Below are 795 nucleotides of genomic sequence, written 5' to 3'. Positions count from 1 at the left end.
TTGCCATCAGGCGTTTCGATACGGTAAGCAACCCAGGGCATTAGGATAAGATTACGAAACCCCGCCCCCCGCAAGGACTGATGCCAGGTATTGCCTGTTCATCGCCGCCTTTCGCATCTTTCTTTTCAAACCGGCTTTAAACGTCTTATCCTGCCTCAGTATATTAATTGCTATATGCCTTATATTACTCGCGCCCCTGTTTTACCGGCTGCGGGCTGTTAACGACGCAACGAACCGTAGTGGTAGAGGTCATGCTAGTATCCGGGNCTTCATAATCTTTATATTCCGGTTTTTCTGGCCCCTGGGGGTCAATAGCCGGAGAATTTTTATAATAATCCGGATCGTACCAGTCATTAATCCAGTCGTAACCATTACCCGCCATATCGTAGATACCCAGCGGATTAGGCGGATACCTGTCTACCGGCATCGCCGTATCTATTTCTGAGCGCAGCCCTTTTTCTCGGGCAAACTCTTTACGATCCAGTGTACCGGAAATATTAATCCCGCGCTGAATGCCATCCATCTCCAGCACGCCGCTGTTGGTCCCTACGATAAAGTATTGCCCGCGACTGCGGGCCGCATACTCCCACTGCGCTTCGGTAGGCAGGGCAAACGGCAGACCGCTGACCTTACCCAGCCAGGCGCAGTATTTCTCCGCATCGTACCAGTCCATATGCGCGGGGGTATCAGGCAGTGTATTTAACGCATCCATTCGCTCTTGTGCCAGCGGGTTACTGGCTTTTCTCAGAGAGTAATTATTAAGCTTCAGGTAAAGCTGATATTCCTGATTGGTGG

1 protein-coding gene and 1 pseudogene are annotated in these 795 nt (G+C 50.8%); both read right to left on the bottom strand.

Annotated features, from left to right (window positions below; translation table 11 throughout):
* Window positions 1-51: 51 nt before the first annotated feature.
* Window positions 52-189 (bottom strand): annotated as a pseudogene (locus GJV78_RS22710) (ISAs1 family transposase); the annotation flags it as partial.
* Window positions 185-748 carry a formylglycine-generating enzyme family protein gene (locus GJV78_RS22705; RefSeq protein ID WP_456237504.1) on the bottom strand — a complete coding sequence of 188 codons (564 nt, stop codon included), beginning with the start codon at window positions 746-748 and terminating at the stop codon, window positions 185-187. The gene GJV78_RS22705 and the pseudogene GJV78_RS22710, both read right to left, overlap by 5 nt.
* Between the last annotated feature and the right edge of the window lie 47 nt (window positions 749-795).

It is taken from the genome of Intestinirhabdus alba (genome assembly GCF_009711095.1).
GTDB classification, from domain to species: domain Bacteria; phylum Pseudomonadota; class Gammaproteobacteria; order Enterobacterales; family Enterobacteriaceae; genus Intestinirhabdus; species Intestinirhabdus alba.
Note: the sequence above shows the minus strand (reverse complement) of the source record. Positions and strands in the feature narration are given on the sequence as shown.